This is a genomic window from Pseudoalteromonas sp. SG44-17, from assembly GCF_014164235.1.
Lineage (GTDB): Bacteria > Pseudomonadota > Gammaproteobacteria > Enterobacterales > Alteromonadaceae > Pseudoalteromonas > Pseudoalteromonas rhizosphaerae.
Genome location: NZ_JACJEV010000023.1, coordinates 23275 through 45582, shown reverse-complemented (window position 1 = coordinate 45582; position 22308 = coordinate 23275). Strand labels below are relative to the sequence as shown.

The window sequence follows — 22308 nt, the reverse complement described above, 5'->3', positions numbered from 1 at the left end:
TTTTATAGTTGTTCAGTAGATGCACTTTTCGGTGCCTCTATTTCTTTAGCATCTTGAAGGCCTGCAATTTTTACTGCCATGCCTTTTTGTGGATACTCCGGTAAGGTAACAACTAATTGATCATCAGCCTCTAAACCATCACTAATATAAAAGAACTCTCCTTCTTCGCGGATCACTTTCACTTTACGTGGTTCAAGTTGCTGTTCATCATTAACTATCCATACCATTTGGTTATTCACCAGTTCTTGCGGTAAACGATAGATATTATTAAGCATGGTGCCGGCAAAATTAACTTGTACATAAGTGCCAAACTTAATCGCTGGTTGTTTATTCACTAAACCATACGGATCGTCAATTCGAACAACCAAACTACTCATACGCGTAGCATTATCAACAATACCTAAATCACGATCTATTACCGCTTGGCGAGTAAAACCATTTAAGCCCGTTTTAATCACTGTTGCAGTGACGCCTTTGACGCGCTCAGGTAAAAAAACACTATCAAACCCAGCTATAGGTATGATGACTTCAGCGGTTTCAATATTATTTAATTCAGCAACTTGTGCGCCCATAGAAACAAATTGACCCACACCAACATTACGATTAATAACTAATGCATCGTATGGAGCGGTTACTTCACAGTTGTCTAAATCACGCTGTGCACGTTTTAATCCTGCTTGCGCTGACTTAACTGACGCTTGTGCACTTAGCACTTGTGGCTTACGTAAAAATAAATCGGTGCGTGCTTTGCTAGGGAATCGCTTAGCTTCGTCTTCTGCTACTTTGGCTTGCGCTTGCTCTTCAATTAACATCGCCTGCGCGCGAGCTAGTTCAGCTTCAGCTTGCAGTACAGCCGCTTCGTAATTATCTTTTTCAATAGTAAATAGAACTTCTCCACGTCCAACAATACCACCGGCGACAAAATTAGGATGCCAACTAACAACTTCACCTGACACTTGTGCTGAAAGCTGTGTGTTTTCCAACGGTTTTACTTCACCATAACTGTTAATCATTACTTGGTGATCGTTGGCAGCCACAGCCTCAACTTTTACAACCGGCCGAGTGTCGACTATTTCTTTTTTTTCTGGTTCTTGGGCAATCGCATTAATTCCCACAAAGCCAACAATCCCTATGCCAAGCGCGACAAAAGGAAGTCCCCATTTTAATATCGTTGTTCGCATAATCAGTCCCCTTAATATTTTACTAAAGCCATAATAACAGAGCTGAATGAAACATTAACGTGACATTTGTAAGCAACTGTTACAAAAAAATTGATATCTTTAAAAAGCTTTAAAAAACCATTGTTAATCTATTATTTAATATTTTTTGTTATATTTTGATATAAAAAATAAACCATATAAATCAAAATGATAAAAACAAGCTTAGGAATTTCATCCTAGATTTGTTTCTTCCCGAGTCAGTTTGGGTACACTGAATAAGATTTTAACAAGTAAAATAAAGAGTATAAAATGAAGTTAACAACCATTACGCTAGCATTAAGTTTAGCTTTAGCGACCAACGGCCACGCTTTGGCCGCAGATAAAAAAGACGAAAAAAAAGACAAAACCATTGCCGAGCTGATCAAAGATAAAACCGAGTTTGCGGGGATATTTAGCCTCTATCAAGATGAAAAAACCGGTGATCACTTAATGGTAATTGATGAATCACAGCTTGATACCCCATTTGTGTACTTTGCCCATACTGTCGATGGCGTTACTGATGCTGGTCACTTCCGTGGGGCTTATCGTGAAACAAAGCTTATTGAATTTAGAAAGTATTTTGATCGCATAGACATTATCAGTAAAACACCTCGTTACCAGTTTGATGAAAGTAGTGCTATTGCAAAAGCTGCTAATGCAAACATCAGTGAAGCGGTACTAGCTAGTATTAAGATTGAAAAACAAGAGCAAGGCAAAATTGCTTTTAATGTAAACAAACTATTTTTAAGTGAAGCACTACATAAAGTTTCTCCTTGGCCAAACCCAGATGATAAAAATGCCAAAAAACGCTTTAATCTTGGTAAATTGAGCGACAAAAAGTCACGTATTATCAAACAGCGCCCTTACCCTAATAACCTCGATGTTGTTGTTGACTACGTATTTGAAAATGCTAACCCAAGCGTGCGCGGCTCAAGTGCAGTAAGTGATCCTCGCAACGTATCCTTAAAGGTACAGCATTCATTCGTAGCACTGCCAAAGAATGATTACCAATCTCGTATTGACGATGCTCGCATTGGTTATTTCACAAATCAGTTTGATCAAATGACCTCCCCAGACTGGGCACCATATAATGATGTGATCAAGCGTTGGGACTTACAAAAGAAAGATCCAAGCGCTGCGTTATCCGAACCTGTAAAACCAATTACTTGGTGGATTGAAAACACCACCCCAATTGAGTGGCGCGACACCATTGCAAAAGCAACCCTGGCATGGAATAGCTCATTTGAAAAGGCTGGTTTTAAAAATGCTATAGAAGTAAAAATCCAGCCGGATGATGCAAAGTGGGACGCAGGCGACATCAACTACAACGTGCTACGTTGGACTTCATCACCAAAGCCACCATTTGGCGGCTACGGTCCAGCCCTAGCAAACCCATTAACCGGTGAAATTTTAGGCTCAGACATCATGCTTGAGTTTGTATTTATGAAAAATCGCTGGATTTACGATACGCTATTTACACAAGGCACTATGAGCCACAGCAATGGTGCTGCTAATACCGGTGAACTAAACTGCTCGCTAGGACATGAAATACAACAAAATATGATGCTAGCAAACAGCCTTTCAACCGGTGCAAGCATTGAAGACAAAGAAATTTTACGTCAAGGTTTAACCCAACTAGTGCTACATGAAGTTGGCCACACACTAGGTTTAAACCACAATATGAAATCATCCATTTTGTGGAATGAAAAAGACGTTCACGACAAAAATAAAACACAAGGGATCGTAACAGGTTCAGTGATGGATTATGCCCCAGCTAATATTGCTCCTATTGGTATGGCTCAGGGTGATATTTTCCAAACCAAGCCTGGTCCTTATGATGATTGGGCAATTGAGTTTGGTTACAGCCAAGCATTAGCGGATGAAGCAGCTGAACAGCAACGCCTTGAAAAGATTTTAGCCCGTTCAATCGAACACAAACTTGCGTTTGGTAACGATGCCGATGATATGCGCGCACCCGGTAGGCATATTGATCCTCGCGTGATGATTGGCGATATGTCATCAAACCCAGCAGCGTATGGTGCTGATCGCATGGCGCTAATCAACAAACTGTTTACTGAGCTCAAAGATAAAGCGCGTGTTGCTGGTGAGTCACACCAACAATTACTGATCTCAGCAAACAGCTTATTTGGTCAATATCGCACCCAAGCGAATATAATTTCTCGCCAAATTGGCGGAGTCTACGTAGAGCGCGCTGTTGTGGGTGGTAATGATGCTGTTGCACCATTTACCCCTGTGCCACTAGAGCGCCAACAACAAGCCATGCAAATTTTAGCGAAAAATGTATTTGCCCCAGATGTACTTACCAGCATGCAGCCTCTATATAACTACATGCAACAACAACGTCGCGGCTTTAATCATTACGGCAAAAATGAAGATCCAAAACCACATAAAATGATTTTGGGGATGCAAAAATCAGTATTAGCCCAATTACTCCACCCCGCTGTTATGCAACGCATCTCAGACACGGCACTATACGGTAATGAATATAGCTTAAGTCAGTTTATGAACGATTTAACGGCGAGTATTTTTATTGACAGTAAAGCAGCTAATTCAATCAGTCATAACTTGCAAATTGAATATGTCAATCAGCTAATTGCTATCGCGGGACTAGGTAAACCAAGCAAGCACGATAACTTAGCAAAAACTGCAGCGCTTTATCAATTAACTCAAATTGCAGACAGCAGCACGCCATGGGGTGCAGATACAGCGACAAAAGCACATAAAAAGTATATCGATCGCCTAATCAATAAAGCGCTCGAAGCATAACTAACCACGCAATAATAAGGCCGCACCTTCAAGTGTGGCCTTTTTTATTTTTAAAACCGAACACCTGCGTGTTCGATATCGAACAGCTATCACTTTATAATCACCATATAAAAATTTAACCAACTGAAAATAAACAGTATTTATTTCTGGCATCAAACTTTCATTAACTACACTATCAACCACGTAGATTTGTAGATTATGAATATTAATATTGAGAAAACCACAAAACTAAACAAAGTTAAAATAGCCCTCATTGTTGCCGCACTCATACTGCTTGCAAGCATCAGCTATTTTGCTGTGCAACCTGCTGTGCCGCAGCTAAATGCGAGTACGCTCAATGTGGTGACCGTCCAACAAGGTGATATTGATATTATGACGCCGGTGTATGGTCAATATGCATCACGCTATGAGCGCCTAATTAGTGCCCCTGCAGTTGGTCAAGTTAGTGAAATTTATCTACGTGCTGGCGCAGATGTTGAAGCTGACACTGTGATTGCCAAACTCACCAACCCAGATCTAGAACAGCAATTTTTTGAAGCTCAAGCCAAGCTAGAACGTATGCACTCTGAATTTGCTGCATTTAAATTTCAAAAACAAAATGAGCAGCTGACCTTTCAAGCTGAGCTTGCTGATATTGATAGCCAAATACAAAGCGCTAAATTAGATGTTGATGTCAATCAGCGCTTATCAGAGCAAGGTATCGCCGCCAAAATTGATTTAGAACGAGCTACGTTGAAATACCAACAACTTAAAAAGCGTCTTGAGTTTGCAATCTACCGTTTTGAAAAACAAAAAGAAATGCACAAGTTAGAACTACAGCAGCAACAAATTTTATTAACACAGCAACAAAAACAAGTAGATTTAGTCAGTAATAAAGTGACGGCATTAACAATCATCGCAGGGATTGCAGGTACATTACAGCGCTTAGATATTGAACTTGGTCAGCGAGTAAGCCAAGGACAAGCTATGGCGCGAGTGGGCTCAAAAAGCCAACTAATGGCTAAATTAAATATTCCGCAACGCATTGCTGAGCGCATAACACTTGGTGCTCGAGTCGAACTAAAACATCCATCAGGCATGTTAAAAGGCACAGTTAAGCAACTAACATCCGTAGTCGAAAACGGCTTTATTATTGCCGAAGTACACCTGAGTGAACCATTACCGACCAATCTGCGTCCTGCGCAGCCTGTCAATGCTTTAGTATTTGTTGAGCGTAAAGAAAATGCCCTCTATGTGAGCCAGCAACCAGGATTAAAACCTCTCGGTGCGCAACTGCTCTATAAACACTCAGCGAATCAAGCGCAATTACAGCAACAAGAGATCACCTTTGGCGAGCTAACGGGCAAAGATTTACTCATCACCGCAGGTGCAAACGCTGGTGAAAAAATTATCACAAATGATTTAAGCCAATGGCATACTTACAGCCACTTGGCGCTAGATACTGCAAAACTTTAAGGAAAAACATCATGACAGCACTCGTTACCATTAACAACATCAATAAAGTGTATAGCAAAGGCCAAGTTAAAACTCATGCGCTACAGGATGTTTCTTTAACAATAAACAAAGGCGAGTTTATCGCTATATCTGGCTCATCTGGCTGCGGAAAATCAACCTTACTGAGTATTTTAGGATTGCTGGATACGCCAACCGATGGCGACTATCAACTGGCGAATATTGACACTCACAGCCTCAATGTTGATCAACGCTCTAGTGTTAGGAATAAGCATATTGGCTATGTATTTCAGTCATTTAACTTGATTGATAGCCTAACCGTATTTGAAAACGTGGCTTTGCCGCTGGAGCACCGAGGTACGCCAAGTAAAGATATTAAGGCCGCCGTAGAGCAACAACTAGCGGCAGTTAACATGAGCGCCCGTTTACATCATAAACCAAGCCAACTCTCTGGCGGACAGCAACAGCGCGTTGCGATTGCTCGCGCGCTAGTTGGCAACCCCGACTTACTACTTGTGGATGAACCAACTGGTAATCTAGATAGCCAAAATGGCGATGCTGTAATGCGACTCTTGCTAGAGCTAAACAAACAAGGTGCCACTGTCGTCATGGTGACCCATGACGAACGGTATAGCCAAATGGCACAGCGTCAAATTCGCTTATTTGACGGCAAAGTACTTGTTGAACATAAGGAAGCGGTAGCATGAGTTTTTACCTTCGCGCTCTGCGCCATGGCGTTTTGAGGCTATTTACTTTGCCGCGCCTATCTTTGCCCATTTTAATTACACTCAGCTTTACGCTGGCAGCCGTGTTGGTTGTGGTCGCAATGAGTAGCAACCTAATTTTTAAACCGCTACCCGATATTAAAGACGAACAAAGTCTCTATACAATTAACCGGACTATGGCTGTCTCAGACGATATGCGAGTATCAATATTTACCACTAAACGCCTTGCACTGTTAGCTGAACAATATAAACAGTATGGCAAATTTGCAGGCTTTCAAGCAGATGAAAGTGCTATAAAAGTGGATGAGGTTGCTTATCCTGTATCGCGCTTTGATGCCAGTGATAACTTTATGACGGTAGTCGGCGGCGAGTTATTAGTTGGCGAACGACCAAGTCAAGAAAATAGCCAAAATGCAGTGTGGATTTCTCAAAGTTTATGGCGCAGTGCATTTCAAAATAATGCTAATGTAATCGGTCAAACCTTACAACTTGAAGGCCAATCACTGCAAGTTCGTGGCGTTGTTACTGATTTTTCATCTTTTTTATCGGAAACTGACGAAAAGTACGCCCAGCAAATATGGCTTTACTACAATTTAGCAGAGCAAGTTTCAAAGCCAACACAAATGACGATTGATGGCAGCCTGCAACCTCTGTTTAGAAAAACTCAGCAAGCAATTACAACAAGCGACATCGAAGATTTCTGGCTGCAATATTACCAACAAGAAAGTGAACAACTTGGCCCGATGAAGCAAATGTTTGAAAGCATGAATCCAGAAAGTACTGCGGTTCTCTATCGAGATAGTTTAATGGCTGAGCAACAAACTATGATCTGGTTTTTACTCGCCGCTGTCACCATTCTACTCATAATGGCAAGCCTAAACCTACTCAATTTATTTATTGCTCACTATCAGCAGCGTGAACAAGAATTTGCTACTCACCTATGCATGGGTGCCACCCGCAACAAGCTACTGGTGATGAGTTTCTTAGAAAATCTCAGCACCTTTTTACTTGCCGCAGTGTTAGGTTTATTAGGTGCTGCGTGGTTGATCCGCATATTACCCATAATCAGTGGCGGTAATATAGAGATGCTCGAACTGGTAAAAATTGACGCCGTAACTATATTGGTTGCACTAGTGGCCGTTTTAACTATCAACTTGTTTTTTGCGTTTCTATCAATCCAGCAATTTGATCAAACTCAGCTGATTAGCAATTTAAATAACGGCAATAAAGGCGTTAATGCAGGGAAAATAACCATGCTTAGTCGCATACTGTTTATTGCACAATTAAGCTCTGCCGCCGTGATATTAACAGGTACCGCGATGCTAGCAAATGCGGCTTATAACAGCTTAAATGTCGATTTAGGTTTCACCCCTGGTAATACACTTGTTGCTCAGGTAAACCTACATAATAACGAAAAAGCTCTTTTAACGAATGCCGAGTTGGAAGCACAAAAAGTAGCGCTAGATAATGACCAAGATAGCGAGCAAAAAGCGAAGCAACGCTTTTTGGGCACCCTCGATATAAAGCGCCAATTAAGTCAGGCTGTTCAAAAGATTCAACCAAATATAACCATATTACAAAGCCAAGGTGAACCGTTTAATTTTAATACCACAATTAGCATGAATCAGGATGATGAAACCCAAAAAAGGTTCACCTTTATGAATATAAACATAGCGGCTGATTATGTGGATAGCTTTGGTTTAACAATACTAGCTGGGCAAAATATTAGCCAAGCACAATACCAAGATTTAGATGATGTGGCACTTATTAACGAGACCTTTGCCAAACAAATATCGACTGACGGTACGCTTGAATCTGTGGTAGGAAAAAATATTGCTAGCCGACGTATCATTGGAGTGGTTGCCGATACCTATACTATCATGGCTAAAAACCAAGGCTACCCAGCGATGCTTTATACTGACAAGAGCAACACCTCAACAATAAACTTGGTGATGCAACTGCCAGAAGGGCAAGAGTTTGATAAGAACGCCATTATTCAAGCAATTAAAAGTGCTCATCCACAAGTCAACGAAGTTAAAGCTCGTACACTGACTGAACGCTGGGATGAGCAAACAATGCCAGCTCGCGTACAGTTTTACTTTATCAGTGCATTATCGGTATTAACGCTATTGTTAGCCGCGGTGGGCAGTAATGGTATGGCAATGAGCTTTACAGAACTAAAACGCTTTGAGCTTGCCATCCGTATGGCAACAGGAGCAAGTCGTAGTAATCTGATGAAACGCACCATTAAAAGCTTTAATGGTTTACTGCTGAGCGCACTTGTCATTGCGATTACACTTGCATGTGGTATTTACTTACTATTGCAATTGCAAATACCTTTGTTGCCGGCATTTTCCTGGCAGGCACTTACAATATTTACTAGTTTATTGATTGCTATCGTCTTTATTGCCATTGTTTTGGTAGTATGGCGTATTATAAATGCTGATCCTATGCGTGCGCTTAGAGAGCAATAAATTTAAGGAGTTGGCAGCAAACGCTGCCAATACGACCATTATGAACCAACCCACTATTTTGGTTGTGGATGACGATGACGATATCCGCTTTGCACTCACATTACTGTTAGAGCAAGCCGGTTATCGCGTGGTTGAAGCTGATGGACCGGTGCAATGCATGCAATTGCTTAGCCGATTAACGCCTGCACTGGTGTTATTGGATATGAACTTTACTCGTGATACCACCTCAGGAAAAGAAGGGCTCGCGTTACTTGCACAAATTAACCCATTAAATATTCCCGTCATTTTAATGACCGCTTGGGCTAACATTGAGCTGGCAGTCACTGGCTTACAAAATGGCGCAAAAGATTTCATTGAAAAACCATGGCGTAAAGAAAAATTGCTAAGCCAAATTGCTAATCATATTAAGTCCGTAACGGCAAAGCCTGTGGACACTAGTTGGATCGCGCAATCCAGCGCGATGCAGTCTCTCGAGACACTCATCAAGCAACTGGCGCCGACCGATGCGAATTTATTAATTTTAGGTGAAAACGGTACCGGGAAATCGCAATTAGCAAAGCGAATTCATCTGCTCAGTGGCCGCTGCGAAGCGCCGCTGATAAGTCTCAATATGGGGGCATTAGCAGAGTCGTTATTTGAAAGTGAACTATTCGGTCATCATAAAGGGGCTTTTACCGATGCCAAGCAAGACCGCTTAGGCGCATTTAGCCGTGCTAAAAATGGCACGTTGTTTATGGATGAAATCGGCACTTTACCGTTTCATTTACAGCCTAAATTATTACAGGTTTTAGAAACTGGTGAGTTCACTCCGCTTGGCGCAAACGCCAGCGAAAATATAAACGTGCGACTAATCGCAGCTACCAATCAAGACTTAGCCAGCGCAATTACAAACGGCCAATTTCGCCAAGATTTATATTATCGCTTAAATACCTTTGTCATTCGTCTGCCTGCGCTACGCGAACGTAAAGACGATATCTCTGCGCTGTGCGAACATTTTATCAATCAGTTTGCGGCTAAGTACAACAAGCCCATATTGCCATTATCCGCCAGTGCTCGCGAGTTGCTAAAAAACCACCCTTGGCCTGGCAATATTCGAGAATTAAGTCATGTAATCGAACGTGCGGTGCTGATCTGTAACGGTGAAGCAATTGAAATAAGTCATATCATGCTCGACTATCAAACAACACAAAGTCAATCTATCCCTGCGCTGACTTTAGAGGAGCTAGAAAAACAACGCATAGTCGAAGTACTACAACAACATAATCAGCAGATCACAGCGGCAGCTAAAAGCTTAGGTATTTCTCGTAATGCGCTTTATCGGCGTATGGAAAAATATCAATTAGAGGGTTTGGATGAATCATTTTAAAATGAGCCATAAAGCCAAGATGATTGCCATTTTAAGCGCCATATTTGCCGCAATTCTTATTCCTACTGCTGCTTTAGTGTATCAACTAAGCCAAGATATTTTACTCACCGTCACTTTAGGGGTTTGCTTAAGTTATGCATTGATTGTTTGCGCCTATCGGTTATTCCATAGTCATTTTTCACCCGTGGCACAATTACAAGCTTATATTGATGCAAAACAGCAAGGGCAAAGTAACCTTAGCTTAGGCTACAGTGATCCAAGCTCCCCATGGGCAATACTCGGCGCACAAATAGAAACATTATTTACAACACAACAACCGCAGTCTGAGCACTTAATTGATGGGTTATTTCAGCATTGGCCACACCCTATTGCAGTATTTAACGAGCAAAGCCAACTGATATTTTTTAACCACCCAATGTATGCTCAGCTGAAAACGCCATTACTACGAGGAATGACTTTTACAGAATGTGGTTTTAGCCTTGATAATAACCAATGCAGCCATGCAAAATTAAACCAGGATTGGCAAATACAACGCATTGCCCTGAGCGATGCTAAACAAACACTTATTACCGCCAGCTATATAGGCCATCAGTTACAAGATGCAAAGCGCCAATCTCAAGCTGATCTAATTCGTATTTTATCGCATGAATTAAACAACTCACTGACGCCCATGGCCTCAATGACAGATACACTAATGGCGGCAGATGAATTAGACGAAATACAAACGAGACAAGTGCTAACACGGATTAAATCGCGCAGTGAGTCACTGCTGCTTTTTATTAAAGCCTATTCAGAGTTAAGTCGTTTACCGAGCGCAAAACCGCAAACCTTTGATTTAAAAGCGCTAGCAATACTCAACGCCAAAGAACAAAGCGTTCAACTTAACTTCGCAGGTTCCCCATCCTTTTTTGCCGATAAACTACTGATAGAACAATTATTAATTAATGTATTTAAAAACAGCTATGAAGCCTGCGCAGAGCAAGCTTGCATAACATTGCGCTGTTTTGCACAAAGCGACATGCAAATATTACAGCTGACTGATAACGGTCCTGGTTTTGCCAATATTGATAATGCCCTGCAACCTTTATACACCACCAAAAAACAAGGCAACGGCTTAGGCCTAGCCTTGTGTAATGATATTGTGCAAAAGCACAACGGCCAATTGCAGTTAGCTAACACAGCACATGGCGCGCAAATCACCATTAAACTACCGCAAAATAGCTGTTAAAAACTTACAAATAAATTGTGCCTTGCATATACCGCACTGCGTATCCTGTGAGAGTAACACTATGTTCACTGACTTCGCATTGCATATGGCCGCCACGACTAGAGGCTTGATAAGCACTTAAGGTTTTTTTAACTAATTGCTGCGCCCAATAAGGCGCAAGACCGGTATGAATTGAGCCGGTAACGTAATCTTCATCACCGCCATTAGCAGGCCAAAAATAACGTGAAATAAAGTCGTATTTTGCGCTTGGTGCGGTTGCAACTACATCAAGTGGAGCTAGTGTTTTTAGCAAGTTTGAATCTGTTTTAAGGTTTAATATATCCTGCTCACTTTCATAAATCGCAAAGTAAGCTTGTTTGTTTTTCAACACCTTAACTGGTTGTATAGACAAGCCAGCAAATAGCTCAGAGGGTATTTCTGTTGTAACAAAAGGAGCTTGTTTTGGAAAAGTCATGGCAAAGCTGCCATCATCATTTTTATTAATCATTAACTGCCCGACCGCATCGGCTTGAAAGCGAATTTGCGATAAGTTGTATTGCTCACACAATACAAAAGCGGCAGCCAACGTGGCGTGTCCGCAAAAATCGATTTCCATCAACGGCGAAAACCAACGGATAGCAAAACTACCGTCAGTTTGACGACAAGTAAACGCGGTTTCGGAGACGTTATTTTCTGCGCCAATTTTTAGCATTAGCTCATTATCAAGCCAATTATCTAAATCAATAACTGCGGCATAGTTACCTTTAAACAGCTCGTTAGTGAAAGCGTCTATTTGATGGATTGTGAGTTGCATTTTTGCTCAATTTATCAGGCTAAGTTTCTAATAACTTGCCACAAATTGAGCTAAAAGAGTATTAAATTTATCTAGCTAATATTAAGCTGCGACAGGGCGCATTTTATAATATTGAATACAACCAAGTTGCGCGGCATTAGTCAGTAAGATCATCACAAACGTTAAAACATGCGAAGTACTTGGTGCCGCCATCGCTAATTCTGCAAATAAACCACACACACCCGCTATAAACTGTAAACTAAAATAACGTGCACTTAGGTTGCTAATATCACCACTGCGCAGCGTTTTATAGGTTTGCGGCATCACTCGTACAGAGCTCATGATCAAACCCACAAAAGTAAGCCATGTGAGTACCTGTGCAGTTTCTAACTGTGGATTAAGCAACAATAAAAATGGTAAGAACGAAAAGCCTAGCATGGCAGTTAATTGAATTCGCTCTCTTGTCTTTGCATTATAACGGGCAAAATAATACAAAATTAAGCCACTTAAGCATCCAGTCACCACAAAAGGCAGCACCATATAAAAGCGCTCAAAGTACAAGTTATATGTAATAAAGTAGACACTTTGGGCAACACCAAAGGCCATCATTAGTAATGATAAACCCGATACACTGCGATTTTTACGAATTTTATTGAGTAACGGTAAAAAGCTAAACACTAAAATAAATGATGATAAAATAGGCAGGTAATGCGCCAAAGTAGACCTCGCTCGTTAGTAGTTGATTAATAAGTTAGCAACTTATAAACAAAACAATAAATCAGTGTAAATTACTGTTTTTATATGCTTTATGTAAGGCGCGGCATTGTAAAGGTCCTATAAAAACAAGCAACCATTTGTACAAAATAAACTCATTGCTAATGCGGCAAGTTAACCTTACAGTTTCCGTTTTTCGACTGACACTTTGCAGTTAACAAGTAAACATCTCATCGTATAGAATTGAAATAACATTGATAATTGTTATCATGCAACAAATTAATTTTGATAGCTCTTTGCCTTATGAGAAAAACACTTTTTAAAATACACAGTTGGATTGCGCTTTGTGCTTTAGTTCCACTTATTGTGATCAGTATTACTGGCAGCGTATTAGTGTTTAAAAGTGAAATTGATGGCTTACTCATGCCAGATAGTCACTTTGCCGTTGATAGTCACGCAGAACGCAAACCCATTGATAAATTAATAGCGGTTGCTGAGCATGAATTTCCTAGCTATATAGTAGGTAGTTGGGAAATATTTAATGATGATACTGCTGATCGGGTTTATTTAATCGAACGCGGTACCGACACTTGGTATAAATTTCATATCAATCAATATTCTGGCGAAATACTCTCGCAGCCAGTTAGCACCAGTCACTACTTCACAGATTGGTTTTTAGAACTGCATTACACATTTTTGCTAAACGATTTAAAAACTCTACCAGGTCAAACAGGCACCGTCCTTGGGTTCTTTTTTGCAATCTTTCTATTTATCCTCGGCGTTACAGGCTTAATAATTTATCGTAAATTTTGGCAACGTTTATTTTCAGTACGCTTCAAGGCGACGCTGCAAATTGTACTAAGCGATATTCATAAAATGACAGGGGTACTTGGCTCACCCATTATTTTAATTTTGGCGATCACTGGCGGCTACTTTAATTGGGCTGTGTGGTATCACGAAGTAGTCGAACACGCAGAAGAACAGCATTTTATACTCACTAAAAACTTACATAGCGATACCATTAACTTTCAAGCCATTCTAGATGACAGCAAAAAACAAATCCCGACATTTAATGGTACTTTTTTAGTTATGCCACTGGAGCCTGACGAAAACATTACGCTATTTGGTGAAGTTGATAGCAACAATCCACTGGCAAGCGAATACGCTAACACCGTTACTTATGATAAACAAACCGGTGAACATATAGCTAACTGGGATATTCGCGAAGTTGGCATTGGTTGGCAAGTAATTGATAGCTTTAGAAAATTACACTTTGGTTATTTTGCCGGTTTACTCAGTAAAATCTTATGGTGCGTGATTGGCCTAAGCCCAGTATGGCTTGCAGGCACTGGTTTTTACTTGTGGCTTAGCCGCCGTAATCGTAAAAAACAATCACAAAGAAATCGCGAGCAAAGGCGAACAGCGACAGCATTTAATACTTGATTAAATTTTTACCTCAGCGTACCTTTATCTAAACGCTGAGGTGACTATGAAACTTTACTTTTCTTTATTATTAATATGTTTATTAACAGCTTGTAAAAGCACAGAACAGCAGAGTACGGTTGCGCCAACACTAACTAGTTTACTAAATCACACTCTCTTTGAGTTACAGCAAGTCCCTTCAGAACAAGTTATTTTTCAACTGCCCAACGATGAAGCTAAGATCTTTCTATCTTATGTCGAGAATCAACGCCAAGAAGGTTTAACTGACGATATTATTCTTTATAACTACATTGAACGCAGCTTTAGTAATTTTAGCTATCATGGCGATACCCTCACAGCAGAGCAAACCCTCGAGTTATCTCATGGTAACTGTATAAGTCTGGCAATATTAACCCAAGCCTATGCAAACTTAATTGATCTGGAAACTGGTTTTCAAGAAATGACAAGCCAGCCTGTTTACGCCAAAGAAGGCAATCTGGTATTTATTGCTAACCATTTTCGTACTAAGTTATATAGCCCTTTCACTGAAGATGAAGATCAAATTACTTTTATTCGACCAGGAGTACTTATTGACTATTTTCCTTCGCGAGGAAGTTTTTATGTTGGCAGTGCTAGTTATGAGGATCTCATTGCCAAATATTATAGTAATTTAGCGGCTGATGCTTTACTGGAAAATGATTATAATCAAGTGTATAGCTTGTTAATTAAGGCTAATCAGTACGCCCCAAATGATGCTGAGTTATTCAATCTTGCGGCTATATTACATCGTCGAATTAACGATAAAACAACCAGTCAATTAATTTACCAAACAGCGCTTGATCAGCAATTACAAAGTTTAAACTTACTAAGCAATTACAAAGTACTCGCAGAAGATATTGGCAATGAAATGTTAGTTGAACAAATTAATTCATTGTTAGGTGCTCAAGAAAAAGATCCTTATGAATTAATTGCTCTTGGTGAAACAGAAGCATTGAGTGGACGCTTAATGAGCGCTAAAAAACACATAGATGAAGCAATAAACAAGGCACCTTATTTGGCTGATCCCTATGTAGCTCTTGCAAAAATCCGTTATCAGCAAGGTAATTTAAATGACGCTCATAAATTACTCAAACAAGCTATGGATCTCGAAAGAGATCATCAACAACGTAGTATTTATGCCGCGAAGCTTGCCGCTATTAGAAGTCACCAATAACCGCCTTGAGTGAAAAGACTCAAGGCGTAAGCGTTTACAACGAATAATAAAACCCGAGCCAGCCTCTAAGCTCATCATCAAAGCTGTCGCCTTCGACTCTGACTAGGCCAAAATCAAGTTTCACATCATTGAGGCCTGCAGGGCCTAAGCCAAAACTAAAGGGGCCTTGCCATTTCACACCATAGCTTTGCCCGTATACCTGTTGGTCGATCTGATGCTGTTGATAGTACAACCATGGCATGCCTTCTGCCCAGCTAATACCTCCACCATAACCTTGATAGCGTTTGCCAATAGCGCTGTAAAAGGGCAGTTCAGGTGCAAAAACAAAGTCACTGCGAATATTTTTTGATAATAACGAAGAGCTAAAACCACCTAATCGCAACTCACTATCATCTCTATATTGCTGGCTATAATTAGCATACATAGGGATTGCCAGCGCTTTACCAAATAGCTGCGCAGCAACATCATAGCCCTGCCAATTCTGCGTGTCGCTATCGCCACTATACCAACGCGCATCAATCGCTTGGCCAATGGCATAATCTTGTCTGTCATAGCTCCAAGATTGCTTCAAGCCGACTCTAAGCCACTGTGAACTCTGCTCTTGCTTGATATTTGCATCATCTATCTCTGAGTAGTTATAAGCCAGTTCTGGCTGTACTTTAAACTCTCCAAAGCTCAGTGGCAGGCTGGCAGCAATATAGCCGCCTTGCACTGACTGATCAGCCAACAGGCCATGCTGATATTGCTTGCTAGCATTCAAATCATAAGAAAATAACTGGCTGTCAAACTTGATTGCAAGCGCACTGTAACGTGCTTGGGCATAAATGCCTTGCAGTGCAGTGTCATGTAAATCAACACTGTAGCCCAGCTGCCAATCTAATTGCTTGAGTAAATCGCTGCCTTTAATACTCGCTGAAAATAATGCCGCAGAGGCTGAATGATATTGTTCACCTAACGCAAAAGTGGCTTTTTGCTGCCAAATATCGTAGTGCGTTTGCTCACCAATGGGTTGTTGATATACTTGAGCTTTTGGCAAGGTGTGCTCATTCACAAGCAACAAAGGCGCAATACTGTTAGTTGCAAAATCGGTGATTTCTTCTTCGTTATTACTTACCTGTAGCTGCATAATGTCAGGGCCATCACTACTGATTGAAAAATACAGTAAATCCCCGTCAGATAATGCGAGTGGATTAGCAACCGCTTGTTGACCTTGAGTCAGCTTGAACAAACGTTGTGTAGTTAAATCATAACGATAGATATCCGTTGCCTGAGCTAACCCTGCAACAAAATAAAGCTGCTTGCCATCCGCACTCCAACTTGGTTGTGATAAGTATTGATATCCCTTAGGCATTGGTACAGCAATTGATTTTTGTCCATCAATATCTTGTATATACAATTGCCAATTATGATTAAACTCAGTTTTAAGAAAGGCGAGTTGCTGTTGATTGGGGCTAACTACAGGATAATCGTAAACCGTTGCTAGACTTTTTTCGAATAATGGTTGAGCTTGACCGGTTTGTAAATCAACTCGCACTAACTCTGAGTAACCTCCTTTAACCTGTTCTCCATAAAGTGTTTGCCCATTATCTGCAATACTAAAGCGCCGCAGGGCAGCTAAATCAGTTAGTTTGGTAACTTCACCGGTTTGCGTATCCCAGCTAAATATATCTGATATACGCTGATTATCAATATTATCTACGTTGCTGTAGGCTGAAAAATACAACACGTCGTCATTTAGCCATTGTGGGTTTTGAATACCCGCACGGTTGATTTGATTCAAGACTTGCTTTTGCTTACGTTGAAACACCTTGGGTGGTTTATCAGCAACATCTTTAGGATCATCAGCGAGTAGCTCTTGTTGCTCTTGGTTAAACTCTTCTGCAGCTTTGAGGTTATCCTCAGTACTGTAGAGTTTTAACTGAGTCTTGCCGTCTTGATCACGCTCCACCACTGCAAGTTGCTCGCTATTTGGTGATAAAGCAGGACCACTAGCATAGTGATCTAACGCCAACCAAAGCTCACTAGTAAGTGACTGTTCACTTCTTTCTTTACTCATTGCTTGATAGGTATACTCAGCAATAAAACGTCGATACAACTTACTCGCAGAGTCACCAAAGACCCCTTCGAATGCGTCATCAAATTCGCGTTGCTTAACCCCTTGCATACGCGTCCAAACAGCATCAAGGGTTTGCTCTGAATAGTTTTTCTCTAGCCAAGCTAAAAATCGGGCGCCCATTAAATACGCCATAGAGCCAGCCATAAAGCCACCATCTGTACTATTCAACTGATCATAGCGGGGCAATGCACCTTGCTGAGCAAATTCGATTAAAATCGCCTCGCTGTAGTTATCAAATAACCGACCACGCCCCGTCATTTTCGATTCAAGTAATGTTGCGTAACCCTCTGCCACCCAGCGAGGCATCTCGCTGTGTGTTATATCGTATAAATCCCAAATATTCCTGAGCTCTTGACGCCATTTACTGCGGGTAGGTTGTGCTAAATGCACTAGATGAATATATTCGTGCAGTACCAGTAATTGCTGCCAACCACTATTATTTGAGATCACTGTATCTGACTGCGGTGGTGTAGTAAAAAGCGCCATCAATGGCTTATTTGAAACCGGTAATGCAAAACCATTAGCGGCATTGAGTGGATCAAACACCACCACATCAACCGCTTCATCTAAAGCACGGTTTTGTTGCTCAAGCACTTTGCTGCGGACGATTTCTAATTCATTGGCCGCAGAGCGTGCCCAATCTGCATTTTCTTGACTGTAATGAACATTAAAGTGTTCGGTATGAATTGTTTGCCATTGCACGGCGGCCTGTGTATGTGTGGCTAATAATAACGAAGTAGCGAGTAACGTTTTTTTCATCATGTTCCCTGATCTCTTATTTTAAACCCATTATTGTCATAACTTAGTCTAAAAAGAGAGCATAAAAATGTAAGAAAACGTGAGTTACCGCTATTACGCTTTATAGCCTAATAAAATACCATCCTAAGAACTTGAAAGCGGTGAATTACATCCAACTTCGTTGATCCGATTCGGCTTGGCAAAGAATAAAGTCGATAATTTCATCGGCTTGCTCTGCTTTGATATAAGGCATAGTCGCTGTGCCCGCAGCGAGTTGTATAGACAAGCTCTTCAAACCACTTTTTCGCATAAAATAAGTGCTTACTGCGCGCGTGCTTTGCGCTTTATATAGTTCAAACACTCGATAATGCACACTTATCATGCCACTGCGAAACACTGCGTAATATCGCCCTTGATATTGATAAAAATAATAACCGTATCGTCGATATGATAAGTACACCAAGGAACTTAGTAATACAGCACAAAGCAGGCCATATACAGGGCTGTAACCTTGTCCTGCATAGCCCATAAATGCAATTAAAGCGCTCGGTAACAAAGCATAAAAGCATAGATTTTTGATCAGTAACGCTTTTTCGACACCTTTAAAGTTGAGTGCTTTAAAATCATCACTGGTTAAATTAAGCCAAGGATGTACCCACTGACAAACTTGTTTTACTTGCTCAAGTGAAAGCACTGGCATCACTAAGCTTTGTTTGCTCTTTGCGCCCGCGCTAAAGCCGCCGCTGGTTGCTTGCAAGCACTGCACGGTATAACGTTTAAGTAGTCGTGCAATTAGGTTTTGCTTAATCAGCAGCGATTGTACTTTATCAAGACTCACCGACAACTGATGACGCTCTAATAATCCAGCAATGCGTTTAAATTTTCCGGCCTTAAAGTAAAGCTGAAAATTATAAAAGCGGATTAATGACATTAATACCGATAATAAAACGGCAACCAACACAACAAGCACAAGTATTGAAAACACAGCGAGTGCTGCAGCATCAACCAACACGCCCACTTCTTGCTGATAGAATGATTCTAGGCGATTAATCACCGCTTTTTCTAAAAACTCCAGCACAACATTCATAAAAGGCGCAAGCGCTGCTAATGCCAAAATAGCCATATTCGACATCAAGCCAAATTTTGCAACTTCTTTATTGCTCAGCACCAAACATTGTTGTGGTTCGTTGGTATATGTATCTTCAGGTTGCTGCTTAGCTGCAGTTTGTTGTTGGGTTTCTTTATAAGCCAATACTCGCTCGCGCATTTGCTCTGCATATAGCGATGTAACCCCGGGTAATACAGCCTCTTGGCTAGTGCTGCCAGCGGCATCAAAAATACAATTAACCAAACCCAGAGGCTTAAAATAAAACGGTTCGGCAATATTAACATTCTGCACTCGCAAAAAGTTCAAGGTTAAACGCTCTTTTTTAAACACCCCTTTATTGAGTAATATTTCATGCTCATCAGTAATGCAAAAGCGAAAATTAATATAGTAAAAAAATGAATAAATTAACAAGCTAATAATCGCTACCGCTAATGCAACTTGCCCCCAAAACCACTTATTTTCAACTTGCGTAACAAACACAACCATAATAGGTAGTAAGTTAAATACACCGTCTTTGACAAATCGGAAAGCAAAATGCACGATAAAATAAACCAGTGACCAAGACGAAACACGCTGCCATTTCAAATTATCCATTTAACGACTCATCAGTAGCTAATACACTATCACCGGCTTGATTGCTGGTATTGTTAGATACTTGTCTTGCTTCAGTGTACTTTTGAATATACTGACGGATATTTTTACAATCATCATGACTTAAGCCACTAATGTTGAGATCGGCGCTCATTCCGCCAGCACTGTACAAACGCAAGCTAGCCAAGCCCAGTTTTCGCTCCAAAGGGCCACGATGTATTTCTGTGTGCTGCACTCGTGAGAAAGGTAAAATCGTCACCTGCTGCCAAATAACGCCTTTGCGATAAGCTATATCATGCTCACGCATAGCAATTCCTTTAAGTCGCATACTGACAACGTTATAAGCTAGCGATAAAGCTAAAATAATTGGTAAACCAATCAGTAAGCTCGTTTGTGCCAGTGCTGCAAACTCCTGATTAAAAAAGCAAACAGCGCCTAATATTGCAGTTAATGGTAGATAAAACAGCAGCCAGTTAAGCTGAGCGTGCAGCAACGCTTTATCTGCCAGTGGCTTATATACTATTTGTTGATGTTGGGGTAAGACGTCCAGTTGGTGGTTTTCGAACACTTTTTTTCCTTAACAAGCCAACGATTTGATACGTTGGCTTTGATTTATAGCAAAGTTGCGGCCCTATATTACACCCAGCGAATGGTCGTCGCTAAGGTATGACTTTCGCCTGGCGCTACAATCGCACTATCATCCATTACATTTGCCGCTTCAAGGCACAACATTGTATGGTATTCATCATCAGCAAAATTAGATAAACGCTTAGACTTATCAATCCACGGGTTCCACAGCACACAAGAGCTGGAGTTTTCACGGCCGACTTCAATAATTCCATCCGGGGTAATAATACGCTGGATAACTGCGGCTTGGGTATAAACCATATCTGTTTCACGAGCAAAACCAACCAGTCCATCTTGATCAAACGGGCCTTCGCTAAACTCAATATATTTGGAACCTTGCAGCCCATCCACTTGAGTTTCTTCAATAGCAGGGGTTGGAAAATAAGTGTGCAGCGCTTGCGTGAAAGTAATAGTTTGGTTACTTAAATTAGTGGTTGTTAAACGCACTTCAAGCTGATTAGTTAGTATAAATTCAACCTTTAGCTTTGATTTGTGTGGCCAGTAGGTTTCATCAACTTGTGCCATTGGCAAGGTTAAGCTAACTCGAATTTCATCGTCTTGCTCTGCAACTTCATCTGCTCGCCATAAGCTCGTACGTGCTACACCGTGAATTGGCCACTCAGGATTTGGATTGACACCAAACCATGGCCAACAAATAGGAATGCCACCACGTATACTTTTACCTTCTTGGTAATCTTCTTCGCTTGATACCCAAATTAATGGCTTTTTGCCACTTGGCGTGAATTCAGTGAGTTGTGCACCTTGTAGAAAAATTTTAGCGCTACAAAGCTCGCTTGCAACATTGATATATTCTAAACCAGTGTCAGTTTGTTCGATGCTTACAGATGGAGATAACTTCATTATACGTCCCATAAAAATGAAAAACCTATCTCACCTTACCCAATCCCCAACCAATTAGTAAATATTATTTAGTGAGTTTTTATGTCAAATTTACAATTTTTCACTCTGTCATGACTTATAGGTAAGCTCAGCACCAAAAACGTTTAATTAAATAATATGCAAATGAACTAAATTTAATTTCAACTCAAAACAAATAAAAAACAGCCACAGCTCTGTGTAAAGCCAATAATACAGTATAAATCGACCTTATCTATTTGAACTCTATTTATTAGATGTGTAATATTTATTGATTGCGCGAGCGCCTTGACCGTAAACCATCTGCGAATGAGATAAAAATGAAAAAATATGACGAATTATTGGTTTCTTTACGTAAAGTGATCCGCGCGATCGACCTCCATTCTAAGCAGTTAAATAAAATCTCCGGCCTTACCGGTCCGCAGCTATTAATTATGACTGAAGTAGCACAAACTGATGGTATTACAGCCAGTCGCATTGCCCAAAATGTAAACCTGAGTCCTGCAACTGTAACTAATATTTTGGATCGCTTAGAAAACCGCGATTTAGTGACGCGTGTTCGCAGCCAATTAGACAAACGTCGAGTGAGTCTTTACCTCACTGCAAATGGTCAAACGATTCTGCAAGCAGCACCACAACCGTTACAAGAACACTTTATTGAAAAGTTCTCAGCCTTAGACGAGTGGGAACAAAGCCAGCTACTATCATCAATGCAGCGTATTGCTACTATGATGGATGCTCAAAGTATAGATGCAGCTCCTTTATTAGAAGTTGGTGTGCTGACCCGCGCCGCTGAAGGCAAACCCACCGAATAAATAGTTTATAAAATCATATTAAACAAATGATTACCCTAGAACACATGGTTAGTTAACTTGGGTTAAAGGTACAATTAGTCTATTC

16 protein-coding genes are annotated in these 22308 nt (G+C 40.7%); 9 read left to right on the top strand and 7 right to left on the bottom strand.

The genetic code is table 11. The features are described 5' to 3' along the window. Window positions 1-2 precede the first annotated feature (2 nt). Window positions 3-1181, bottom strand: a complete 1179-nt coding sequence (locus H5182_RS15570) for an efflux RND transporter periplasmic adaptor subunit (RefSeq protein ID WP_145240236.1) — start codon at window positions 1179-1181, stop codon at window positions 3-5. 288 nt (window positions 1182-1469) lie between these two features. On the opposite strand from H5182_RS15570, the gene H5182_RS15565 reads away from it, so the two are divergent. The 6 genes from H5182_RS15565 to H5182_RS15540 all read left to right on the top strand — a co-directional run bounded on the left by H5182_RS15565 (window position 1470) and on the right by H5182_RS15540 (window position 11231). After that, window positions 1470-3986 carry a zinc-dependent metalloprotease gene (locus tag H5182_RS15565; protein ID WP_182760278.1) on the top strand — a complete coding sequence of 839 codons (2517 nt, stop codon included), beginning with the start codon at window positions 1470-1472 and terminating at the stop codon, window positions 3984-3986. A 198-nt stretch (window positions 3987-4184) separates the two neighbouring features. Continuing rightward, the gene (locus tag H5182_RS15560) at window positions 4185-5441 is read left to right on the top strand and encodes an efflux RND transporter periplasmic adaptor subunit (RefSeq protein ID WP_182730697.1); all 1257 of its coding nucleotides are present in this window, start codon (window positions 4185-4187) and stop codon (window positions 5439-5441) included. Between the two features lie 11 nt (window positions 5442-5452). Beyond that, window positions 5453-6145: an ABC transporter ATP-binding protein gene (locus H5182_RS15555; RefSeq protein WP_145240229.1), complete on the top strand. Its 693-nt coding sequence runs from the start codon at window positions 5453-5455 to the stop codon at window positions 6143-6145. After that, a complete protein-coding gene (locus tag H5182_RS15550) occupies window positions 6142-8637 on the top strand; it encodes an ABC transporter permease (RefSeq protein WP_182760277.1) in 2496 nt (831 codons plus the stop codon). Before H5182_RS15555 ends, H5182_RS15550 begins: the two co-directional genes overlap by 4 nt. Next, window positions 8603-10003, top strand: a complete 1401-nt coding sequence (locus tag H5182_RS15545; protein WP_259398321.1) for a sigma-54 dependent transcriptional regulator — start codon at window positions 8603-8605, stop codon at window positions 10001-10003. Before H5182_RS15550 ends, H5182_RS15545 begins: the two co-directional genes overlap by 35 nt. Then, window positions 9990-11231, top strand: coding sequence for a PAS domain-containing sensor histidine kinase (locus tag H5182_RS15540; protein WP_182760276.1), 1242 nt, complete (start codon window positions 9990-9992; stop codon window positions 11229-11231). Before H5182_RS15545 ends, H5182_RS15540 begins: the two co-directional genes overlap by 14 nt. Window positions 11232-11235: 4 nt before the next feature. Here H5182_RS15540 and H5182_RS15535 read toward each other — a convergent pair whose 3' ends face one another. Then, window positions 11236-12024 carry a PhzF family phenazine biosynthesis protein gene (locus tag H5182_RS15535; RefSeq protein ID WP_145240223.1) on the bottom strand — a complete coding sequence of 263 codons (789 nt, stop codon included), beginning with the start codon at window positions 12022-12024 and terminating at the stop codon, window positions 11236-11238. An 81-nt stretch (window positions 12025-12105) separates the two neighbouring features. After that, on the bottom strand, window positions 12106-12720 hold the full coding sequence (locus H5182_RS15530; RefSeq protein WP_145240221.1) for a PQ-loop repeat-containing protein: 615 nt from the start codon (window positions 12718-12720) through the stop codon (window positions 12106-12108). Window positions 12721-13020: 300 nt separating this feature from the next. Here H5182_RS15530 and H5182_RS15525 point away from each other — a divergent pair, with 300 nt between their 5' ends. Both H5182_RS15525 and H5182_RS15520 read left to right on the top strand, forming a co-directional pair. Then, window positions 13021-14160: a PepSY domain-containing protein gene (locus H5182_RS15525; RefSeq protein ID WP_182760275.1), complete on the top strand. Its 1140-nt coding sequence runs from the start codon at window positions 13021-13023 to the stop codon at window positions 14158-14160. A gap of 46 nt (window positions 14161-14206) precedes the next feature. Then, window positions 14207-15352 carry a lipopolysaccharide assembly protein LapB gene (locus H5182_RS15520; RefSeq protein WP_182735006.1) on the top strand — a complete coding sequence of 382 codons (1146 nt, stop codon included), beginning with the start codon at window positions 14207-14209 and terminating at the stop codon, window positions 15350-15352. A 34-nt stretch (window positions 15353-15386) separates the two neighbouring features. Here the strand turns inward: H5182_RS15520 and H5182_RS15515 are convergent, their stop codons facing one another. The 4 genes from H5182_RS15515 to H5182_RS15500 form a co-directional block, all read right to left on the bottom strand. Continuing rightward, window positions 15387-18227, bottom strand: coding sequence for a PD40 domain-containing protein (locus H5182_RS15515; protein ID WP_182760297.1), 2841 nt, complete (start codon window positions 18225-18227; stop codon window positions 15387-15389). 145 nt (window positions 18228-18372) lie between these two features. Next, window positions 18373-19908, bottom strand: coding sequence for a PH domain-containing protein (locus tag H5182_RS15510; RefSeq protein ID WP_182760274.1), 1536 nt, complete (start codon window positions 19906-19908; stop codon window positions 18373-18375). Continuing rightward, complete coding sequence (locus tag H5182_RS15505) at window positions 19901-20473, bottom strand: PH domain-containing protein (RefSeq protein WP_182730691.1); 573 nt, start codon at window positions 20471-20473, stop codon at window positions 19901-19903. The genes H5182_RS15510 and H5182_RS15505 overlap by 8 nt, the downstream gene beginning before the upstream one ends. Before the next feature lie 68 nt (window positions 20474-20541). Beyond that, on the bottom strand, window positions 20542-21393 hold the full coding sequence (locus H5182_RS15500; protein WP_182739467.1) for a D-hexose-6-phosphate mutarotase: 852 nt from the start codon (window positions 21391-21393) through the stop codon (window positions 20542-20544). Between the two features lie 335 nt (window positions 21394-21728). Here H5182_RS15500 and H5182_RS15495 point away from each other — a divergent pair, with 335 nt between their 5' ends. Further along, window positions 21729-22223 carry a MarR family winged helix-turn-helix transcriptional regulator gene (locus H5182_RS15495; RefSeq protein WP_145240209.1) on the top strand — a complete coding sequence of 165 codons (495 nt, stop codon included), beginning with the start codon at window positions 21729-21731 and terminating at the stop codon, window positions 22221-22223. Window positions 22224-22308: the final 85 nt, after the last annotated feature.

Coding starts and splice junctions, on each gene's coding strand:
- H5182_RS15540 (WP_182760276.1), top strand. CDS start 9,990: ATGAATCATTTTAAAATGAGCCATAAAGCCAAGATGATTGCCATTTTA.
- H5182_RS15570 (WP_145240236.1), bottom strand. CDS start 1,181: ATGCGAACAACGATATTAAAATGGGGACTTCCTTTTGTCGCGCTTGGC.
- H5182_RS15555 (WP_145240229.1), top strand. CDS start 5,453: ATGACAGCACTCGTTACCATTAACAACATCAATAAAGTGTATAGCAAA.
- H5182_RS15495 (WP_145240209.1), top strand. CDS start 21,729: ATGAAAAAATATGACGAATTATTGGTTTCTTTACGTAAAGTGATCCGC.
- H5182_RS15520 (WP_182735006.1), top strand. CDS start 14,207: ATGAAACTTTACTTTTCTTTATTATTAATATGTTTATTAACAGCTTGT.
- H5182_RS15525 (WP_182760275.1), top strand. CDS start 13,021: ATGAGAAAAACACTTTTTAAAATACACAGTTGGATTGCGCTTTGTGCT.
- H5182_RS15510 (WP_182760274.1), bottom strand. CDS start 19,908: ATGGATAATTTGAAATGGCAGCGTGTTTCGTCTTGGTCACTGGTTTAT.
- H5182_RS15545 (WP_259398321.1), top strand. CDS start 8,603: ATGCTGATCCTATGCGTGCGCTTAGAGAGCAATAAATTTAAGGAGTTG.
- H5182_RS15565 (WP_182760278.1), top strand. CDS start 1,470: ATGAAGTTAACAACCATTACGCTAGCATTAAGTTTAGCTTTAGCGACC.
- H5182_RS15560 (WP_182730697.1), top strand. CDS start 4,185: ATGAATATTAATATTGAGAAAACCACAAAACTAAACAAAGTTAAAATA.
- H5182_RS15550 (WP_182760277.1), top strand. CDS start 6,142: ATGAGTTTTTACCTTCGCGCTCTGCGCCATGGCGTTTTGAGGCTATTT.
- H5182_RS15500 (WP_182739467.1), bottom strand. CDS start 21,393: ATGAAGTTATCTCCATCTGTAAGCATCGAACAAACTGACACTGGTTTA.
- H5182_RS15515 (WP_182760297.1), bottom strand. CDS start 18,227: ATGAAAAAAACGTTACTCGCTACTTCGTTATTATTAGCCACACATACA.
- H5182_RS15535 (WP_145240223.1), bottom strand. CDS start 12,024: ATGCAACTCACAATCCATCAAATAGACGCTTTCACTAACGAGCTGTTT.